Here is a 17924-nt window from a genome sequence, read left to right as displayed (position 1 = left end):
CTTATTAATAGGGGCTAATTAGCGCAGACTAGATAATTTCAATGGAAGATAAGACTATATTATGACGACTAATTCCACAGCAACCGATGCCATTTGGGTACGTATTGATGGCAACACTGCCATTATAAAAATGAACAACCCACCAGCCAATACATGGACCGCTGCCAGCTTACAAGCGCTGAAAGCTAAAGTACTTGAACTGAATGACAATAACGATATCTACGCCTTAGTGATCACTGGACAAGGCGAGAAGTTTTTTTCCGCCGGTGCAGATTTAAATGTATTTGCCGATGGCGATAAAGGCAATGCGGCGACCATGGCCAAACACTTTGGTGAAGCATTTGAAACCCTTAGCGCATTTAGAGGAGTATCGATTGCCGCCATTAATGGCTATGCCATGGGTGGTGGTTTAGAAGTCGCCCTTGCTTGCGATATCCGTATTGCAGAAGCGCAAGCTCAATTGGCGTTACCTGAAGCCACTGTCGGGTTATTACCTTGTGCGGGCGGGACGCAAAACTTAACCGCCTTAGTTGGCGAGGGTTGGGCAAAGCGGATGATCCTGTGTGGCGAGCGCATCGACGCGGCTAAAGCTGAAAAAATCGGTTTGGTTGAAGAAGTCGTTGAGCAGGGGCTGGCACTCGATGCGGCACTGGCATTAGCCGCGAAAGTCGCTAAGCAATCACCGAGTAGTGTGGCAGTGTGTAAAACCCTTATTCAAGCTGGGCGAAGTATGGGACGCAAGCAAGCATTGCCGCTAGAGCGAGAATTATTTGTTAGTTTGTTTGATACCCAAGATCAAGCTGAGGGCGTAAATGCCTTCCTTGAAAAACGTAAACCAAATTGGAAGAATGCCTAATGACTCAAGATGTAATTTTTCAAACCCTGGGCACATTATCGGGCAAGTCAATTGGGGTTGTGACCTTAAACATAGAAAAAGCCTTGAATGCGCTGAATATTGGCATGGTGCAAGCCATGACCAAGCAGCTAAAACAATGGCAAACTGACGCTAATATCGCCTTGGTTGTGCTCGATGGTAGCGGTGATAAGGCATTTTGTGCCGGTGGTGATGTGCGGGCGATTTACCATGCCTCAATGGCTAATCCAAATAAAATGACTGACGAAGCCTGTGAATTTTTCACCCAAGAATATCAACTCGATTATTTACTGCATCAGTTTGGTAAGCCTGTGTTGGTTTGGGGCGATGGTATTGTTATGGGCGGCGGTTTAGGCTTAATGGCAGGTGGCAGTCATCGTGTATTGACTGAACGTAGCCGCATTGCCATGCCAGAAATTACTATCGGCTTATATCCCGATGTGGGTGGCAGTTATTTTTTAAATCGTATGCCAGGTAAAATCGGCCTGTTTTTAGGGTTAACAGCCTACAACATGAATGCTGCAGATGCGCTTTATGTCAATGTCGGTAATCATTTTTTAGCCAGCGATGATAAAGAGCCTTTATTTGATGCCTTAGCCGATGTTCATTGGAATGATAGCACCGAGGTCAACCACCAGGCGCTGACTCAGCTATTAAAAGTGATGCAAGATAATGTCAGTGTTGAAATCGGTGACAGCCCTCTTGCGACTTTCCAACAACAAATCGATTTATTAATGTCTGGTGATATTGAGGATGTGCATTATCAATTATCCAGCTTACAAACAGAATTAGACTGGTTAAGGCGTGCACAAAAAAGCGCCTTAGCTGGTAGCCCATTAAGCTGGCATTTGGTGTTTGCCCAAGCGCAGTTAGGCACAGAGTTAAGTTTAGCCGACTGTTTTAGATGGGAGCTAGGGATCAGCGTGAATTGCTGCTCCCATGGCGATTTTTGTGAGGGCGTACGGGCGCTGTTAATTGATAAAGACCGCAATCCACAATGGCGATTTAATAATGTTTCACAAGTGAGCGATGATGCACTCGCAGCATTATTAACCTCCCCATGGCAAGCTGAACATCATCCATTAAAAGATTTTTAAAAAGGAATTGAACATGGCAACAGTAGCATTTATTGGACTAGGTAACATGGGCGGCCCAATGGCGGCCAATTTGATTAAAGCTGGCATGACGGTCACTGTGTTTGACTTAAATCCACAGGCCGTAGCAGCATTAACCAATCAAGGCGCATTGAGCGCAAAAACCGCATGCGGCGCAGCGGCGTCAGCCGACTATGTGATTAGTATGTTACCCGCAGGCAAACACGTTCAAAGTATCTATCTGGGTGATGACAATAATAAAGGCTTATTGAATGTTGTAGGTAAAGGCACCTTATTAATTGATTGCTCAACCATTGATGCACAAACAGCACAAGTGGTTGGTGCTAAAGCCGCTGAAAAAGGGATTGAATTTATGGATGCCCCTGTATCAGGTGGTACAGCAGGCGCGGCAGCAGGTACATTAACCTTTATTTGTGGTGGCAGTGATGTGGCCTATGCAAAGGCACAAAAGGTACTTACTGTCATGGGGGCGAACATTTTCCATGCAGGTCAGGTTGGTGCTGGGCAAATTGCTAAAATTTGTAATAACATGCTGCTTTCTGTGTTGATGGTTGGCACCAGTGAATCTTTGCAATTAGGCATAGATAACGGTTTAGATCCAAAAGTATTGTCTGATATCATGAAAGTCAGCAGTGGTGGAAACTGGACGCTGGAAAAATACAACCCTTGCCCAAATGTGATGGACAATGTGCCGTCATCAAAAGGGTATCAGGGTGGCTTCATGGTTGACTTAATGGTGAAAGACTTAGGCTTATCACAACAGGCTGCGTTAGGTTCAAACTCAAGTACCCCAATGGGCGCATTAGCACGTAGTTTGTATGTTAACCATGCACGTCAAGGCCATGGTCGTCTCGATTTTTCAAGCATTTTTGAACAGTTTGCTAATCAAACTAAAAAGTAAAAGGATCCGGTAATGGAGTTAAAAGATAAGGTTGTCGTCATCACTGGCGGCGCGGGTGGACTGGGTCTTGCCATGGCGCATGATTTAGCAGCCCAAGGTGCAAAATTGGCGCTTATCGATGTAGACCAACAAAAACTTGAGCAAGCGTGTGCAGATATAGGTGCAACGACTGAAGTACAAGGTTATGCGTTTGACATTACCGACGAAGAAGATGTGGTGGCGGGTTTTAATTTTATTCGTGAAGACTTTGGCCATATTAATGTGTTAATCAATAACGCGGGTATTTTACGCGATGGCTTAATGGTTAAGGCTAAAGACGGTAAAGTGATTGACCGTATGTCTTATGAAAAATTCCAGTCGGTGATCAACGTTAATTTAACCGGCACATTTTTATGTGGCCGCGAAGCCGCCGCGGTAATGATTGAAACAGCTCAACCAGGAGTGATTATCAACATTTCAAGCTTAGCCAAAGCCGGTAATATGGGACAATCTAACTATTCAGCTTCAAAAGCTGGCGTAGCAGCAATGGCAGTGGGTTGGGCTAAAGAGTTAGCCCGTTACAATATTCGTGCAGCAGCCGTTGCGCCCGGTGTGATCGCTACCGAAATGACCGCAGCCATGAAACCTGAAGCGTTAGAGCGTTTAGAGAAAATGGTGCCTGTAGGACGTTTAGGTGAAGCTCACGAAATTGCTTCAACCGTACGTTTTATCATTGAAAATGATTATGTAAACGGTCGTGTTTTTGAAATTGATGGTGGTATTCGCTTGTAGTCTTAAGCGTGGTATTATCGTTTAATAAAGCCGAGCTTAGCTCGGCTTTTTACTGTGTACTTTGAAACATGTAATAAGGGCGACAAGTGAATATTTCAACGTTAGAGTTGTGGATAAAAAAGGTTATGCTGGTGGTAGGTATACTCGGCGTTATCGTCATGTACGGCGGCTTTTTATATCTTCTATTTAGTGGGCGCTCAACCGCAGGTTTACCGTGGTTTTTAATGATTTCACCGTGGATATGTATTTATTTTGGTTTGTCACAAACCAAACAAATTGCCACCATTAACTGGTTTAAAAATAAATTTACCCGTCATTAAAAAGGTATTAGTTTTTTGCCTTTGCCTCTGAAGACTCATTAATTGCTATTTTCTTCTTAGGTATGTCAAATGAGGTACAGGTAGTTTGAATGTTGCCAGTTGTACTCCCTAAGCCGATGTTAAGCATGAACTCAACTGACTTGAAGAGACATTTATGAATGAAATAAATCTTAGCCTAATTGTGGAAGAAGGGCACCCAGCCTATGAATGGGCAAAACGTCAATCAGATGCCGTTAGCGCTTTTGGACATATTGGAACTCATATTGACTGTTATGATTGCGAACCAGAATTAACCGATTATGAGGTCGATGCCGTCACGATTAACTGTACAGATCATATGCCTTTAATCAATGATGTCGACTCTGTGGATATTGCAGGTAAAGCGCTAGTGCTTTTTACTGGCAATGTTGACAATAATGGTTATGGAACCCCTGAATATGGGGCGATGGCAACAAGTTTACACAGTGACGTTTTGGATTATATTCTTTTAAAATCGCCACTTTTTATTGTCATTGATAGCTATGGCATTGGCGCTCACGGAGATGAACATATCCGTTTTGATAAAAGGTGTGAATCAGCTCGCTGCTTTGTCATCGAAAATGTCAATTTATCACTTGCGGTTGTTTCTTCGTTACGAAAATTAAAAATTTCATTTGATAAATTATCAAAGTCGACTGGCAAACGGTGTCAGGTAACAGCTATTTTGGCTTAACGCATTTGACAGGGTTATGCGTTAATATTTGAGCCTGATTTGATTTTTATGGAAGTTAAATATCGTGCCGCAAACAAAGTAAAGAAAACGCTTACCGCACTATGGATATTTATTGCTGACACTCTTTCAGCAGCTTTATAAAAAACTCACTGCCTTTACGCTCTGCAAATTCGATATTCCGCTTTGGGATTGATTCTGGATCCGAGAAGTTTGCTAAGGCTTTTTCCATGCTGGCTTCTCTTATTATATGCAATGTGGGGTAAGGGGAGCGATTAGTGTAATTAGCTGGGCTATCCTGTGATTCATCCTCAAAACAATAATCGGGATGAAAACTGGCAATTTGAAAAACACCTTCAAAACCCTGTTCAACCAGAATGTCATTGGCAGCATCTACAAGATCAAGATATGGGTAAAATCCTTCAAATCCTCGCGGTAAAATGAATAAAGTCGTTTCAATGTCTGGCGTTGTTTCAAGATATCGGCATTCACCAATAAATGCCTGTAACACTGCTTTGACTTTGGTGTCTTCACAGGCATGATAACGAATACTACCACGCTCGACTTCCCGCCGTGCAAATGGGCAAATGTTATATTTCATGATTACCCGCTTGACCCAATTTTCAGACTCAGCGATACAAGGGTGTAAATCAGACATAAATTAACCTAAATAATTAGTGATTTGGAATAACCATTGGAATAATCGATGCGACCAGTAATACCGCCATGCTGATGTTAAATATTCGTTGTTGGCGTGCATTTTTTAAAATACGTTTTAAAGCAACCCCAAAACTTAACCAAACAATCGCACAGGGAAATGCGACACATAAAAACACGCAAGCAATAGTAATGACTTGTGGTGTCAGTTCCTGATTAACCGAGGTAAAAGTGGCTATCGCGCCGACAGCCATAATCCAGCCCTTTGGATTAACCCATTGAAATGCAGCCGCTTGAATGAAGCTAAAAGGTTTACTGACTTTTTTACCTTCCATTTTACTGCTGCTGTTGGCAATTAACCATGAAAGATACAGTAAATAACAAATTCCCAGCACTTTAATCACAGTATGCAAAATAGGATAAGCTTGAAACACTGTGCTCATGCCTAAACCTACCGCAAGGATCATGGCTGGAAAGCCTAGGCTAATGCCTAGAAGATGAGGCACGCTTTGCTTGATACCGAAGTTAACACCAGACGTCATTAGCATGATGTTGTTTGGACCAGGGGTGATACCTGATGAAAAAGCAAATAAAGCGATGGCAAATATCAGTTCCATGGTGCGGCAAGCTTACTCAAATAATCATTTACGTAGGCTGGCATTCTAGCGGGTTACTTAATGACAATCTAATAAAATGTGTGATGATTTTACGGATTGAATTAAAAGTTGTTATCTCACATTGAACGGGTTAGCTTATTGATTGGAACGGTTAACTTACAAGGTTTTTGTTGCTTGGTTTACCGATTATTGTCCGAATAGGCTGTAGATTGCTGGGGGTAATATTTATGGGACGATATTTTAAGTATACCGGTATCTAAAAGGGCTAATTAGACAGCATCGGCACGTTCCATAATGGTATGTTCGCTTTCGTAAAAATGTCACTAGAAAGGATTGTTATTGATGTTAAAAAATGTAAATCGGCTCATCTTAAGTATTTGCCTTGTTATCGTGTCTGCCTGTACAACTAATGACCTTGAGCCGACTCTTGCAAACCGTATTACCATGGTGACCAGTGGTGATGTTTCTTTAGTATCAAAAACCTATGCTTGGCATCAAACTATGTTTTCAGTTCATACTAAAAATACACAAGATGAAGAGCCATTACGTGAGCTTTTACGCCAATCAGTGAATAAAGTAATGGCAGCCAAAGGCTATCAACAAGTGGCTTACACTGATTCTCCGCAAATGCTGATCGGATTTGGTATGGCATTAGAGTCAGAAATGAGTGATACAGAGATATTAGCCAAAGCAGGACTTGTGCCTGGATTATCAACCCATGGCGTTGATAAAAAACTTGAGAAAGGCTCTGTGCTGATAGCTTTTTTCAACCCTTTAGTTAAAGAGCCATATTGGCGGGTATTAGCTCAAGGATTCACAGAACATAATAAAAGTGTCGATAAAAGAGCCGCAGGTTTTGATGCTTTATCAAAAATGATGTTAAGCGCCATCCCGTCAAGTTAGTCTTTGAATATCACCAATCAGTATAATCATATATTCATTATACTGATTGGCATTTGCGCTGAAAAAGGGCAAACCTTTATGCACGTTTACAGATTTTACAGCCTGCAAAATTAAAGGCTGTCGTGACTTACTTCTACTTCATAGGATCCAAACTTGCGAATATTAATCACGCCAGTATCAAACAGTAAATATTGGCCTTTAATTCCCTGCAAAATACCGCTAACCTCAGCCTCTTTATCAAAATTATGCGATTTAACTTTGACAGGGAATTGCTCAATAGGATATTGAATAGCTTGGATATTTGAATCTAAACGCTCGATGACAACATCATCATACTGCGCTGCAAGCTGTTGTAGCTTTTGCTCAATTAAAGGAATAAGTGCGGCTGCTTGTGACACTAAATCCACATCATCGTTATGACTTTTAAGCATGGCTTGCCAGTGTGTTTTATCATTAATGAATTTCGCTAACTCAATTTCGATTAATCCAGATAATTTACGCGTAGCCACTTTGAATATGGGCAAACCTTGGGTGGCACCTTGGTCAATCCAGCGAGTCGGAATTTGGCTGTGGCGGGTAATACCCACTTTGATCCCTGATGTATTCGATAAATATACATAATGCGGAACAAAACAGTGACTTTGTGCCCATTGCGGTTCACGGCAAGTACCCTGATCAAAGTGACAGGTTTCTGGTTTCATTATGCACATATCGCAGCTAGCAAGCTTTTGCATACAGACAAAGCAGTGACCTTGGGAATAACTTTTTTTGGTTTTTTTACCGCAATGACAACAGAAAATATTACCCGTATGAGTTAACGTCAGTGATTTACCTATTAATGGGTTGAGAGGAATAAGCGCTTCTCCCACAGGTAATTGATATTGCACTTCATTGACATCATTAAGAGTGGCTTTAAGTTTTGAAAGAGTACCTAACATTCGCGTTCCAATAATCAACTTTGCGGTCTAGTTTAACAGAAGTTACCCAGTTATTTATGACCAATATTGGTCTATAAAGGCACCTTGTCATGATCTTAGTGGATTATTTCACCAACAGTTAGGCGCATTGTCTGGCTAAATACACTTTGTTTTTACCGAAAAACTTGGCTTGATATAATGCCTTGTCTGCTTGCATAACCAGATCTTGCAATGCAGATGACGTCGGCTCAATTTCAGACACACCTAAACTGATCGTAAAGTTAATTTTTATATCACCGAAAATAAAAGTTTTTTCGGCAATGCTGTGTCTTAGACGCTCCGATATCGCTACCGCTTCAGCTTCGCTGGTATTCGGTAATACGATTAAGAATTCCTCTCCACCGATACGGCCGACTAAATCATGCTTTTTGATACAGCTTTTGGCTCTGTGGGCTAACGACTTTATGGCTAAGTCACCAATGTGATGACCATATTTATCATTGATCTCTTTAAAGTTATCAATATCAAAAATAATCACCGATGCTGGTTTATTTAACTTAATGCAGCGTTTGATTAACTGTTCACCTTTGTTATAGGTGTAGCCTCTGTTAGCTATTTTGGTGAGAAAATCAGTTTGCGAGCGTTTTTTGTATGTGTTGAGCGCAAAAATCAGCAAAATACCCAAAGTGGATACTAGCAGGGCAATGATAGTCAGGGTTAAATCGTTGATGTGTTCTTTATCTCGAATGGCCGCTAATTGGAGTTCATTTATCGCCAGTTTATTCACTAATAATTCTTTTTCAAATTCTGTGACATTATTTTGATGCTTGAGTGCAGAGTTAATGACTTCATTATTTAACATGGTTTGATTTTTCTCACGCTCTTCATCTATCAATTTAAATAACAAGTTGGTCGCGGTTAAATAATCTTTATTGCCGAAGGCTATAATGGCATCGGCTTTTAAAATCATCTCACTTTTGTCAGATCTAAACGATTCATCTTGTTTAAAAACATGGGCCATTTCGGCGGCTTGCACTGCTTGACCGTTGCGCATATAGGCTAATGCAAGGAATAAATAACTGCTGCTAACAAAGTAGTGTTCTTGAGTGGTATGTTTAAGCGCGATAGCTTTGTTTAAGTGAAAAATAGCCTGTTGAAAATCGTAGGTTCTTAATCCTAATCGTCCGGCATTTAAATTGGCAAAAAAATATAAATCTTTGAATTGTGGCGCATCATGGGCTAATTGAAACTGTTGGTCGACATTGGCTTGTGCTTGTTGCCAATTACCCAATTTAACGCTTTGGCTGAACATGTTATGTAGCATGTTAAACATGTCTTGCTTATCGTCTATGGTTTGCCAGGTTTGATAGGCTTTTTCAAACTGCTCATAAGCTTGCTGGTGCATACCAATATTACGATATAGGCTACCAGTTGCATTATAAATCATGGCTTTACGGTTAGCGTTTAGCTGCTCGCTTTTATCAACAATGTCTAATGCTTCATCGAGCAGCGCAATACCAATATGAAAATTGCTAGCATCTTCATAACAAAATGCATTTTGGGTTAGAGTTTTGGTAAGCAGCTCCATATTGTTGTGCTGTCTTGCATAATCAAGTGCTTTTATCCTGTCGATACAATATACCGCAGGATCGTTCGTTTTTAAGTAGTTGGCAAAAGAGCGCTCTAGGTAACTGTCGATGAGAATGTCAGTGACAGGCAGCGATTCAACATAAGCAATGCCTTTATCATAGCTTGCTATTGATAAATCGAGTTGGCGTGTTTGTTCAAATAACTGCCCGTATTGAAAATAGAATTTAGCTTTCTCTTCAGCTGAGAAACCACTGTTATCCAAATCGAATTGGTTAAGGTGTGCAATGCTTTGTTCTGCGGTGTGTGTGTTGGTGTAGTTGTTTAACTCGACTAATACATCATTGGCCTGAGTAAAATTGCACCAAAATGCACTGGCAATGGCTGTAATGAGCACTTGGGCGATGTGTTTATCCATGTCATCCTCAAACTAAGAGTCCTTTCTGTTTGTCTATGAAGGTTATCATAAATATATGTTTTGTATAGTGATTGGACTTATTTTCGGTCTGACTAAATTCATGATAAATGCATCTGAATTATTACTCTGTAAATGTTGCGCTTTACAGCGTAAAAACCTAATTTGGGCTTACTCTTAGTTTAATATGCCAACCGCTAACCGCTAACCGCTAACCGCTAACTAGCTAATGGTTAACCCTCAAAAATAGCTATTTTATTCAGCAAAGTGCTTATTTTTGAGGGAAATAGTGATTTTGTTCAATGTTACTGCAATAGAGAACCTACACCGTGGCTTTACTGACCTTATCAAGCACCACATCATCGCCCATCTTATAGAGTTGTTCGATAATTTGCTCTTCTTGGTTGAGTTCGGTTAGCCCTAGGCGCATATTGGCCCTAAACAAGGCGACACCAGTATGGCCAGCGGTTTCATATTGACTACTAAATTGCTCAATATTTACTCCTAATGCATTGAGGCTATTAGAAATTTGCAATACTAAGCCTGGGCGGTCATAGGCGACTAATTGGTAACTGACATGCTTTATCGGCTGAACGACTTGACTAGCTTGAGAGTAAGTTAGCGATAAGCCATCAATGCATTCAAGCGCATCGACCAATTCATCCCATTTTTCAACGGGCAGTTCTAATTGTAATATTGCGGCAAAAATACCGTCGATATGGCGCATTTCTGAATCTAACCAATTACCATTATTACGGCTAACCGCATTAGCAATCTGTTCAACTAAACCTTTTCTATCAGGGGCTTGCAGAGTAACTAAATATCGCATCATAAATTTTTTCTCCTACAAAAAATTAAACTTTTGACTGTAACACTACTGTCATCTTTACGTAATATAATCGCAGCCACTTATCATTGGGTTAATGAAAAATGATTTGATGTTATGAATTATTTATTGTTAACACAGTAATTTACACAATCAAAGCACTAATACTAGTGAATGATTAAATATAGAGGTTCTTAATGGAAAGTCAGGTAAGTCAGCCTGGTTCTGCGGCTAAAAATCTACTCGTAGATCGCTATGCAACTCGTAGGGCATTTAAGGATAAGGCAGCACAAATTGGCGTAACTGTTGGCGGCACTATGGTGTTTGTCGCGTTATTGTTGATTTTTTTCTATCTGCTTTATGTTATCAAACCTATTTTTGATGGTGCTGATATTCAACACGTTACAAAAGTTGAGCTGCAGCATACTGATTCTCCCACATTGATGGTTGGGAGTGATGAGCAAAATGAAGTGTTATTTCGTGTGTCGAATAATGGTCAAATTGACTTTTACTCTTCTGTCACGAATCAGCTTATTTCATCTCATACGATTAGCATTCCCCAAGGCACTACCGTGACTAGTAGTGTGAAGTCGAGTCCAAACGAGCAACGTGTTGCTTTAGGTTTAAGCAGCGGTGAAGTTATCGTGGTCGGCATTGACTTTAATGTGACTTATCCTGACAACCAACGTTTAATTACGCCTAAAGTGCAATATTTAAACGATGAGCCCTTATTAATTAATCCTAATGGCGCCATATACCACTTAGCTTTTGATTATTCCGATAGCCGCATGAGTTTCGTGTTCCAAGACCAAAATGGTTTGTGGAATATCAATCGCCAAGATGGCGAAGAAAATATGATGACAGAAGAAGTGGAATGGACCGCTTATCATTCTGTTATTGAAGAAGCGCCATCAAAATCATTAACGCCTTTAATGACACCCGATCATCGTCAATTGATTTTACCTGCCGCGAATAAGCTGTATGTCTATGACATTCGTGATGCAGAATCCGTTGAGTTATTGCAGGTTATTGACGTTACCCGCGGTGGGTCTAATGTTAATAAGGTCAATTTACTGGCCGGTGCCAGTTCTATTCTTGTGAGTTACGACACGGGTGTGGTTAGCCAATTCTTTCAAGTAAACAGTGAGAATGGCCGTTTGTACCAGCAAATTCGTGAATTTGATAATTTAGCGCCTATTGGCACAATGGCGGTTGAGTTTTACCGTAAAAGCTTCGCGGTACTAAGCCCAGAAGGAGAACTCACACTGCTTTATACCACCAGTCAGCGTGAGTTATTTGACGAGAAGTTTGACTTGCCAAATCCAGGGTTGATGTCGTTTAGCCCACGCTCAAATGCATTAATTGTTGAAGCAGACAAAAAACTACATTTGTTTGCCGTTGAAAACAGCCACCCAGAAGTATCTTGGAGCGCAATGTGGCAAAAAGTGTGGTACGAGGGCTACCCAGAGCCACAATATGTATGGCAGTCAACTTCTGGCTCAGATGATTTTGAAGCAAAACTCAGCTTGATGCCTTTAGCGTTTGGTACCATGAAAGCAGCATTTTATGCGATGCTTTTTGCTGTTCCATTGGCAATAGCAGGCGCAATTTATACCGCTTATTTTATGACACCTAAAGTGCGTAATGTGGTTAAACCTACCATTGAAATTATGGAAGCCTTACCGACGGTTATTTTAGGTTTTCTTGCCGGTTTATGGTTAGCCCCGCTGATTGAAGATCATTTGCCAGGTATTTTATTACTGCTGTTTTTGCTGCCAACAGCGATTCTTGTCAGTGCGTTTAGTTGGAGCAAATTACCGCAGACTTGGAAACAACGCTTACCAGAAATCTATCAAGAATTAATGTTAATTCCGGTAATTGTTTTTGTTGGATGGTTCTCGTTTGCCATTAGCCCAACCATTGAAGTGATGTTTTTTGATGGTAATACCCGCCAATTTATTACCAATGATCTCGGTATCACTTTCGATCAACGTAATGCTTTAGTCGTCGGTATTGCGATGGGTTTTGCGGTTATTCCGACAATTTTCTCTATCGCAGAAGACGCTATTTTCTCGGTGCCTCGCCACTTGTCTAACGGTAGTTTGGCGCTAGGTGCAACGAACTGGCAAACATTGACTCGTGTGGTGTTATTAACCGCCAGCCCAGGTATTTTCTCGGCAATTATGATGGGATTAGGTCGCGCTGTTGGTGAAACCATGATTGTACTGATGGCAACAGGTAACACGGCTATTTTGGAATGGAGTGTGTTTGAAGGGATGAGAACGCTGGCAGCGAACATTGCTGTTGAAATGCCAGAATCAGCTATCGGTTCATCGCATTATCGTGTGTTGTTCTTGGCTGCATTCGTACTGTTCATCTTCACGTTTGTGTTCAACACGATTGCAGAAGTTGTGCGTCAACGTTTACGTGATCGATACAGCTCACTTTAAGGAATGATGATGATATTTATCAATACAATTTCAGCAGTCGTCTTAAGAGGTTTATGCAATGGGTAAGTGGTTTAAATCAGGTTCACCCTGGATATGGATGACTGGCGGCGCGGTGAGTATCAGCTTAATTGCCGTGCTGGGTTTACTGTTACTGATTGCATGGCGTGGTCTAAGTTATTTTTGGCCAGCCGATGTTTATCAGTGGGAGTTACAGGACCAACAGGGAAATAAAAGCACCTTGATTGGTGAGATTTATGACCGTGAAGAAGTGCCAACAGAGCGCTTGATTTCAGCGGGCCATAAATTCAATCAGCACCCTGGAGAGTTTGTGACGCGTTACTTAGTGAAAACCGGTAACCGTGAGTTTGTAGGCTTAGACTTTCGTTGGATCCTTGCGACTGATATTGTCAGTCGTAGCACACCAGAGGATGTGGCTAAATTTGAACGTACCAAAAACGGCAACTTTTATGGTTTTCCTATTGCTGTCATTGAAGATGGTCAACGCTTAGCATTAGAGGGCGGAGCACTTGAAACTTCACTGATTGATCATATTAATCGTGCCGTGGAGATCAGTAATGAAGCGTTAGCATTACAAAAAAGTGATATTGGTTCGATTAACTATGAAATCGAACGTTTACGCTTGAAAGAGCGCAAGTACGAATTAGAAAATAGCTTAACTGCTGAGCGTAAAGCCGAAATTGCTGCGGGTATTGCCAAGCTCAATCAAGACTATTTAGTACTTGAAAAATCGCTATTTGCTTTACGTGATAAAGCGGCTCGTGACTCGGTGATTATTCGCGATATGCGCGGCGAAGAAGTGACCTTGAAGTTAGACACTATATTAGATGTCAACTACGTTAATCACATGTCGTTTATTGGCAAAATTGGTCACTGGTTTACCGGTCTAGGTCGATTTGTTAGCCACGACCCACGTGAAGCGAATACCGAGGGTGGCGTATTCCCCGCCATTTTTGGTACCGTATTCATGGTGATGTTGATGGCTGTGATAGTGACGCCATTTGGTGTTGTGGCGGCGATTTACTTACATGAGTATGCTAAAAAAGGGCCAATTACAAAAATGATCCGCATTGCGGTGATTAACTTAGCCGGTGTTCCGTCAATTGTTTACGGTGTTTTTGGTTTGGGCTTCTTCGTCTATATGCTTGGTGGTTCACTCGACCAGTTGTTTTACCCAGAAGCATTACCCGCGCCAACCTTTGGCTCGCCAGGGGTGATTTGGTCAGCGTTGACATTAGCGATTTTAACCTTGCCGGTGGTCATCGTATCCACCGAAGAAGGCTTAAGTCGTATTCCTAGTGCGGTTCGTCAAGGCAGCCTTGCGCTGGGCGCAACCAAAGCTGAAACCTTATGGCGCATTGTTATCCCAATGGCCAGCCCAGCTATTATGACGGGGTTAATTCTTGCGGTAGCGCGTGCTGCCGGTGAAGTTGCGCCCTTGATGTTGGTTGGTGTGGTGAAACTCGCTCCTACCTTACCAATAGATATGAACTTTCCATTTGTACATTTAGAAAGAAAGTTTATGCATTTAGGCTTCCATATTTATGACGTCGGCTTTCAAAGTCCTAACGTTGAGGCAGCGCGTCCATTAGTTTACGCCACCTCATTTTTATTAGTTTCGGTAATTGTGGCATTAAACTTAACTGCAATTAGCGTGCGTAACCATTTACGTGAAAAATTCCGTTCGCTAGAACACTAATAGCGATATCCTGAGGAAAGAAAAAATGATTTCGATTGATCGTTCAAACATGCAAACAGACACTGTAGATTTAGCTAATTTACCTTCACAGGATACTGCTTTAGAAATCCGTAACCTTGATTTACGTTACGGTGAAAAGCAGGCGTTATTTGATGTGTCGATGAAGATCCCTAAAAAGCAGGTGACGGCATTTATTGGTCCTAGTGGTTGTGGTAAATCAACCTTGTTACGCTGCATAAACCGGATGAATGACTTAGTTGACACCTGTAAAATTGACGGTGAAATATTACTTCATGGTCAAAATATTTATGATAAAAAAGTCGATGTGGCAGCCTTACGTCGTAACGTCGGTATGGTGTTTCAGCGCCCGAACCCGTTTCCTAAATCCATTTATGAAAATGTGGTTTATGGCTTACGTTTACAAGGTTTGAATAACCGTCGTGATTTGGATGAGGCGGCAGAGCGCTCATTACGTGGCGCGGCTATTTGGGACGAAGTGAAAGATCGTTTACACGATAATGCCTTTGGTTTATCAGGCGGTCAGCAACAACGGTTAGTTATTGCCCGAGCAATAGCTATTGAACCTGAAGTATTATTACTCGATGAGCCAACATCAGCACTTGACCCTATTTCAACCTTAACGATTGAAGAGTTAATTACTGAGTTGAAACAAAAGTATACCGTAGTCATTGTGACACACAACATGCAACAAGCGGCACGTGTATCAGATCAAACTGCATTTATGTACATGGGTGAATTGGTTGAATATGCCGATACCAACACCATATTTACCACGCCTAAAAAGCGTAAAACCGAAGATTATATTACTGGGCGTTATGGTTAATTTTCGAATCGATCTTCACGTAAAATCAGCTCATAAACGGGACTCAGTATTTTTAGCTTAAGGTTAATAACATGGAAAAAATGAATTTAAATAAACATATCTCTGGTCAATTCAACGCTGAACTGGATGATATTCGCAACCGCGTATTGGCGATGGGTGGATTAGTAGAGCGTCAATTAGAACAAGCGCTTGATGCATTAGCAGGCTTAGATGCCGAGCTGGCAAAAACCGTCATCGATGGTGACCATAAAGTAAATGGCATGGAAGTGGCAATTGATGAAGAATGCACTCGCATCATCGCTAAACGTCAACCTGCGGCAAGTGACTTACGGTTAATTTTAGCGATTTCAAAAACCATTACCGATTTAGAACGTATCGGTGATGCGTGTGTGCGTATTGCAAAAGCGGCTGTTGATAAACGTGCTAAAAGCCAAGAACCGCTGTTAGTCAGTATTGAAAGTATGGGGCGTCATGCTACACGTACATTACATGCTACTTTAGATGCATTAGCCCGGATGGATGCTGAGCAAGCGTTTGAATTGCATAAAGAAGATGCTAAGTTAGATAAAGAATATGAAGGTATTATTCGTCAGTTAATGACCTATATGATGGAAGATCCTCGCTCTATTCCGGGTGTACTTGATGTGTTATGGGCCGCCCGTGCTGTGGAGCGTGTTGGTGACCGTTGTAAAAATATTTGTGAATACATTATTTATTACGTTAAGGGTAAAGATGTTCGTCATACTTCATATGAAGATATGGAAAAGGATTTACATCAGTAAGTTCGAGACAATGACAAATTTTGTTCTGTAATCAGATTGAAAACGCCTTAAGTTATCGCTTAAGGCGTTTTTATTTGCTTTAATGTCGGGGCATTTTTACTTCAATCAAGAAACTGACATTTTATGAAAAATACTTTAGCGCGTGGCCTAACCAATTTATTACCTATGGTGCTATCTATTTGGTTATTTTGGTCACTGTTTATTTCACTCGATGGCCTGGGTCAACTGCTACTCAACACCCTTGGCGCTCCCTTTATGTTTGTGGGGGCAGGATTTATGTTGGTTGCTGTTATTGTGTTTCTTGCTGGTTTATTATTTTCAGTTAGCCCGATAGTGTGGCTGTATGCTTGGTTAGAGCGCCAGCTAATGAAGTTTCCGCTGTTTAAATCTGTGTATGGCAGTATTCGCGACATAGCGGGTTTAATGAATCGCGATGGCAAGCCAAAAACACAAAAAACAGTGCTTGTTAAACAGGCAAGTGGCGGGTATGTTGTTGGTTTTATTATGAGCGATCATACGCCTCAGCCGTTAACCGATGCATTGCCTGAAGGGGATTGGGTGCCAGTATTATTTCAACTTAGCTACCAGGTTGCAGGTATCACAACCTTAGTAAAACGTGATGAACTTATCAATGTCGATTGGTCGTTTGAAGATGCGATGCGGTTTAATTTGACTGCAGGTATTTCAACCACTAAAAGTAATGACGTCGCGAAACAAAAAGAGATCTCCCGATGAAAGATTCATTGGTCATATTATTTAAGTCATTTCAATCGTATCGATGTTGCAAGTATCAATTAAAAGCGGTGTTATTCGTCTGTTTGCTGGGCACTGTTCCCCAAGCCTTGAGTGATGATCGTGCTACGCACTTTGTGGGGGTCGCCGACTCATCGATTCAAAATATTGGCAAAATCATCATACAAGAAATTTGTTTCACCCAAAAATTACAGTGTGACATTGAGATGTTACCTGCACCAAGAGCAGAGCGCAGTATGCGCGATGGTCAGGTAAATGGTGAAATCATGCGAGTATGGCGTTATGGCGAAGATAACCCTGATTTCATCAGAGTCCCCACGTCTTATTATGAAATTAAAACGGCATTTTTTACCCGCAAAAATACGCCTCTTAACATCAGTTCTGTCGCGGATATTACTGAATTAAATGTCGGCGTGTTAACGGGCGTTAAACATACTCAAAATTTGGGCCTTAATCCGCAAAAGGTGTTTTATTCAGCGACCACAGAAAAGATGATGGACCTGCTCAATAAGAAAAGAGTTGATGTTGTTATTGCCAGTTATATGGATGGTATGGCGACAATTAACAAACGATATGAGGCAGGATTGATGGTGCAACCTGCTACCATAAAAACGCAACCTGTGTATGTGTATATCCACCCCAATCGTCAAGAACTTGTTCCAATTATCGATAATGCCATTAAGTCATTAGCTAAAACGGGTAAGCTCAGTGCCATGATTGCTGAGGCTGAGCAGAAAGTATTAAATGAATTTTAGCCGTAATCGCG

At 41.3% G+C, this 17924-nt stretch carries 18 protein-coding genes; 13 read left to right on the top strand and 5 right to left on the bottom strand.

All coding sequences use genetic code 11. The annotated features are described in order from the left end of the window. Positions 1–61: 61 nt before the first annotated feature. The 6 genes from OHT75_RS16725 to OHT75_RS16700 all read left to right on the top strand — a co-directional run bounded on the left by OHT75_RS16725 (position 62) and on the right by OHT75_RS16700 (position 4693). A complete protein-coding gene (locus OHT75_RS16725; RefSeq protein WP_264728678.1) occupies positions 62–856 on the top strand; it encodes an enoyl-CoA hydratase in 795 nt (264 codons plus the stop codon). Continuing rightward, on the top strand, positions 856–1971 hold the full coding sequence (locus tag OHT75_RS16720; RefSeq protein WP_264728676.1) for an enoyl-CoA hydratase/isomerase family protein: 1116 nt from the start codon (positions 856–858) through the stop codon (positions 1969–1971). Before OHT75_RS16725 ends, OHT75_RS16720 begins: the two co-directional genes overlap by 1 nt. Before the next feature lie 7 nt (positions 1972–1978). Next, positions 1979–2890: a 3-hydroxyisobutyrate dehydrogenase gene (mmsB, locus tag OHT75_RS16715; RefSeq protein WP_406682045.1), complete on the top strand. Its 912-nt coding sequence runs from the start codon at positions 1979–1981 to the stop codon at positions 2888–2890. Positions 2891–2902: 12 nt separating this feature from the next. Continuing rightward, on the top strand, positions 2903–3661 hold the full coding sequence (locus OHT75_RS16710) for an SDR family oxidoreductase (RefSeq protein WP_264728672.1): 759 nt from the start codon (positions 2903–2905) through the stop codon (positions 3659–3661). Between the two features lie 125 nt (positions 3662–3786). Continuing rightward, a complete protein-coding gene (locus OHT75_RS16705) occupies positions 3787–3981 on the top strand; it encodes a hypothetical protein (protein WP_264729060.1) in 195 nt (64 codons plus the stop codon). Positions 3982–4135: 154 nt separating this feature from the next. Continuing rightward, positions 4136–4693: a hypothetical protein gene (locus OHT75_RS16700; protein ID WP_264728670.1), complete on the top strand. Its 558-nt coding sequence runs from the start codon at positions 4136–4138 to the stop codon at positions 4691–4693. A 109-nt stretch (positions 4694–4802) separates the two neighbouring features. Here the strand turns inward: OHT75_RS16700 and OHT75_RS16695 are convergent, their stop codons facing one another. Both OHT75_RS16695 and OHT75_RS16690 read right to left on the bottom strand, forming a co-directional pair. Next, positions 4803–5348 (bottom strand): DUF1415 domain-containing protein, encoded by a 546-nt coding sequence (locus OHT75_RS16695; protein WP_264728668.1) that lies wholly within the window; start codon positions 5346–5348, stop codon positions 4803–4805. A gap of 16 nt (positions 5349–5364) precedes the next feature. Beyond that, positions 5365–5964 (bottom strand): LysE family translocator, encoded by a 600-nt coding sequence (locus tag OHT75_RS16690; protein WP_264728666.1) that lies wholly within the window; start codon positions 5962–5964, stop codon positions 5365–5367. A gap of 342 nt (positions 5965–6306) precedes the next feature. Here OHT75_RS16690 and OHT75_RS16685 point away from each other — a divergent pair, with 342 nt between their 5' ends. Next, positions 6307–6867, top strand: coding sequence for a DUF4136 domain-containing protein (locus tag OHT75_RS16685; RefSeq protein ID WP_264728664.1), 561 nt, complete (start codon positions 6307–6309; stop codon positions 6865–6867). A gap of 110 nt (positions 6868–6977) precedes the next feature. Here OHT75_RS16685 and OHT75_RS16680 read toward each other — a convergent pair whose 3' ends face one another. The 3 genes from OHT75_RS16680 to OHT75_RS16670 all read right to left on the bottom strand — a co-directional run bounded on the left by OHT75_RS16680 (position 6978) and on the right by OHT75_RS16670 (position 10618). After that, positions 6978–7805 (bottom strand): DUF2797 domain-containing protein, encoded by an 828-nt coding sequence (locus OHT75_RS16680; RefSeq protein WP_264728662.1) that lies wholly within the window; start codon positions 7803–7805, stop codon positions 6978–6980. Between the two features lie 118 nt (positions 7806–7923). Beyond that, positions 7924–9789 carry a tetratricopeptide repeat-containing diguanylate cyclase gene (locus tag OHT75_RS16675; protein WP_264728660.1) on the bottom strand — a complete coding sequence of 622 codons (1866 nt, stop codon included), beginning with the start codon at positions 9787–9789 and terminating at the stop codon, positions 7924–7926. Between the two features lie 319 nt (positions 9790–10108). After that, the gene (locus OHT75_RS16670) at positions 10109–10618 is read right to left on the bottom strand and encodes a glycine cleavage system protein R (protein WP_264728659.1); all 510 of its coding nucleotides are present in this window, start codon (positions 10616–10618) and stop codon (positions 10109–10111) included. Between the two features lie 191 nt (positions 10619–10809). On the opposite strand from OHT75_RS16670, the gene OHT75_RS16665 reads away from it, so the two are divergent. The 6 genes from OHT75_RS16665 (at position 10810) to OHT75_RS16640 (ending at position 17913) form a co-directional block, all read left to right on the top strand. Further along, complete coding sequence (locus OHT75_RS16665; RefSeq protein WP_264728657.1) at positions 10810–13062, top strand: ABC transporter permease subunit; 2253 nt, start codon at positions 10810–10812, stop codon at positions 13060–13062. Positions 13063–13120: 58 nt separating this feature from the next. Next, on the top strand, positions 13121–14779 hold the full coding sequence (gene pstA, locus OHT75_RS16660; RefSeq protein WP_264728655.1) for a phosphate ABC transporter permease PstA: 1659 nt from the start codon (positions 13121–13123) through the stop codon (positions 14777–14779). A gap of 25 nt (positions 14780–14804) precedes the next feature. Continuing rightward, entirely contained in the window at positions 14805–15623 is an 819-nt protein-coding gene (gene pstB / locus OHT75_RS16655; protein WP_264728653.1) for a phosphate ABC transporter ATP-binding protein PstB, read from the top strand. A gap of 71 nt (positions 15624–15694) precedes the next feature. Next, positions 15695–16405, top strand: a complete 711-nt coding sequence (gene phoU, locus OHT75_RS16650; RefSeq protein ID WP_261296795.1) for a phosphate signaling complex protein PhoU — start codon at positions 15695–15697, stop codon at positions 16403–16405. A 123-nt stretch (positions 16406–16528) separates the two neighbouring features. Continuing rightward, positions 16529–17140, top strand: a complete 612-nt coding sequence (locus OHT75_RS16645) for a DUF502 domain-containing protein (protein ID WP_264728650.1) — start codon at positions 16529–16531, stop codon at positions 17138–17140. Further along, positions 17137–17913 carry a substrate-binding periplasmic protein gene (locus tag OHT75_RS16640; protein WP_264728647.1) on the top strand — a complete coding sequence of 259 codons (777 nt, stop codon included), beginning with the start codon at positions 17137–17139 and terminating at the stop codon, positions 17911–17913. Before OHT75_RS16645 ends, OHT75_RS16640 begins: the two co-directional genes overlap by 4 nt. Positions 17914–17924 lie beyond the last annotated feature (11 nt).

The organism is Shewanella subflava (genome assembly GCF_025971955.1).
GTDB classification, from domain to species: Bacteria; Pseudomonadota; Gammaproteobacteria; order Enterobacterales; family Shewanellaceae; genus Shewanella; species Shewanella subflava.
This window is presented reverse-complemented; position numbering and strand designations above follow the sequence as displayed.